This window comes from Mesorhizobium sp. M2A.F.Ca.ET.037.01.1.1 (assembly GCF_003998075.1).
Lineage (GTDB): Bacteria > Pseudomonadota > Alphaproteobacteria > Rhizobiales > Rhizobiaceae > Mesorhizobium.
Window position 1 is genome coordinate 1 of the sequence record NZ_RZSA01000918.1, and the last position, 2,601, is coordinate 2,601.

Genomic DNA, 2,601 nt, shown 5'->3' on the forward strand with positions numbered 1-2,601 from the left:
ACAGCCGTCTGCTGCGCCGCCAGGAAATTGCCGAACGGGCTCAGGCTCTCGAAGTGGTCGCAGAACACCTTGATGACGACCAGCAGCGGCACCGCCATCAGCGCGCCGACGAAGCCCCACAGCCAGGACCAGAAGGCGATGGCGATGAAGATCGCCACGGCGTTGATCTCAAGACGCCGCCCGACCACCGTCGGCGTCACGAACTGGCCTTCGACAATGTCGCACAGCACCACGAAGGCCGGCGCCAAGAGCGCATAGGCGATCGTGTCGAAGCTGATCAGCGCAATGACGGCGACAATCAGGACGGTCATCAGCGCCCCGACATAGGGCAGGAAATTGAGCAAGGCCGCCATCGCCCCCCAGACGAGCGGGTTGGGCATGCCGAGCCCCCAGAGGCCCAGCCCGATCACCGTGCCGAGACTGACATTGATGACGGAGACCGTGAGCAGATAGTGCGAAATCTCGCGCTCGACGTCATAGACGACGCGCAGCGCCCGCTTCTTCTGCGTCATGCTGGCGAAGGATTGGACGATCTTCTCGTAGAACAGCGTGCCGGAGGCGAGCAGGAACAGCGACAGCACGAAGACGATGGTGATCGCGGTGCCTGCTTCCAGGATGTTGCTGGCCGCGGTGGAGAGGATGCCGGAAGGCGCCACCGCGACCCGCTGCAGGCCGGGCTCCTGCGAGGTCTCGGTCAGCGCTTCCAGTTGATGCGCGAGGTCCGTCATTCGTTCGAGCGGCCGCCTGAACGGCGCCAGCCGCTCGGTCAGCTGCTGGCCGATCGAATAGGAGTTGTTGATGAGGTCGATAACCGGGCCGCTGAGCAGATAGCCGGCGGCGGTGAAAATGAAGATCGACAGCAGCACCAACAGCGTCGCCGACACCACTTCCGGGATCCCGTGCTTTCTCAGAAAGCGCACGATCGGCGTCAGCGTCAGCGCCAGCAGGAAGGCAAGCATCACCGGCATGAAGAAGGCGCGGGCGAAGTATAGCGCCGCCGCGGTCATCAGAATGAAGATCCCGATCACCAGCGACCGCATCAGGCGTATGTCCGCCCTGGCATCGGCACGCGGGTCAGGGCTTTCGGCAGCGCTTGCGCCCGAAGCGGTCTGTTCGGCTTTCATCGGTTCCCTTGCAAGCCGCCAGCCGATAATGCATGGCGGGCCTGTGCCGGAAACGCGGGAGTTCCGGGCAAGGTTCCAAGAGCCGGCTTTCCGCATCCGGGGGGCCGGTTTAGAGCGGATCGCTCGTCAGGCAGCCGGCGCTGGCGCCGCCTTGGCCGTCTCCTTGCGCACGATCGGCGCCACCTTGGTGCCGTAGAGCTCGATCGCCTTCATGATCTTGGCATGCGGCATGGTGCCGATCGCCATCTGCAGCAGGAAGCGGTCGTTGTTGAAGATCCTGTGCTGGGCGACGATCTTTTCAGCCACCTGCTCGGGGTTACCGACGAAGAGCGCCCCATTGGGACCCCGCGCCTGGTCGAAATGCGCCCGCGAGGTCGGGCCCCAGCCCCGCTCGCGCCCGATGCGGTTCATCACCTCGGCCTGCGGTCCGTAGAAATCGTCGGCCGCCTGCTCGGTCGTCTCGGCGATGAAGCCGTGCACGTTGATGCTGGTGGCAAGCGTTGCCGTATCGGTGTTGGCGCGGCGCGCCGCCTCGCGATAGATATCGAACAGCGGCGCGAAACGCGCCGGCTCGCCGCCGATGATGGCCAAAGCCAGCGGCAGGCCGAGCACGCCGGCGCGGGCTGCGGATTGCGGTGTGCCGCCAATGGCGATCCAGATCGGCAGCTTCTCCTGGAAGGGACGCGGGTAGACGCCGCGGCCGTTGATCGGCGCGCGTAGCTTGCCCTGCCACATCACCTTCACCTGGTCGCGGATGGCGAGCAACAGATCGAGCTTCTCAGCGAAAAGCTCGTCATAGTCTTCCAAATTGTAGCCGAACAGCGGGAAGGATTCGATGAAGGAGCCGCGCCCCGCCATGATCTCGGCGCGGCCGTTGGACAGAAGGTCGAGCGTGGCGAATTGCTGGAAGACGCGCACCGGATCGTCGGAGGAAAGCACGGTGACGGCGCTGGTAAGCCGGATCTTCTTCGTGCGCTCGGCCGCCGCGGCAAGCGCCACGACCGGCGCGGAGGCGGCATAGTCGGGGCGGTGATGCTCGCCGAGCCCGAACACGTCGAGGCCGACCTGGTCGGCCAGCTCGATTTCCTCGATGAGATTGCGCAGCCGCTCATGCGGACCGATGGCGCCGGGACCCGGCTCCGGGCTGACATCGGCAAAAGTGTAGAGACCGAGTTCCATCTGGTTGCGTCCTGAACCTGTTCATGTGGGTTTTTTGCCTGTTGGCACTCTAGGTAACCGTATGCCTTGCCGCCCGCCAGAGGCGCGATCGGTGAACAGTGCATCGCGCATCGCCAAGCCGTATCCCTGCGGCAACAAGCCCGGTTTTTTCATGGCTGGCATACCGTTTTGACGCTTGAACTCGCCGCTTTCACGCGTATGTAAGCGTCGCGAATAGACTGCAGGGAAGTACACTTGGCTATCTACAGGGAAAAAGACATTTTCGAGCGGCGCAATGCCGCGAACGAGGCAAAGAAGG

At 64.0% G+C, this 2,601-nt stretch carries 3 protein-coding genes; all 3 read right to left on the reverse strand.

The genetic code is table 11. From position 1 onward, the window contains the following. Positions 1-1,124 (reverse strand): AI-2E family transporter (locus EOA27_RS31280; RefSeq protein WP_145970654.1); only part of this gene is annotated, 1,124 nt, incomplete at its 3' end. Positions 1,125-1,250: 126 nt separating this feature from the next. Further along, complete coding sequence (locus EOA27_RS31285; protein WP_126080152.1) at positions 1,251-2,303, reverse strand: LLM class flavin-dependent oxidoreductase; 1,053 nt, start codon at positions 2,301-2,303, stop codon at positions 1,251-1,253. Between the two features lie 21 nt (positions 2,304-2,324). Next, positions 2,325-2,601, reverse strand: a 277-nt coding sequence (locus tag EOA27_RS41065; protein ID WP_189562169.1) for a hypothetical protein, incomplete at its 5' end; no start/stop codon positions are given.

What these genes read in the sequence shown, in the direction of transcription:
- EOA27_RS31285 (WP_126080152.1), bottom strand. Translation starts at nt 2,303, where the DNA reads ATGGAACTCGGTCTCTACACTTTTGCCGATGTCAGCCCGGAGCCGGGT.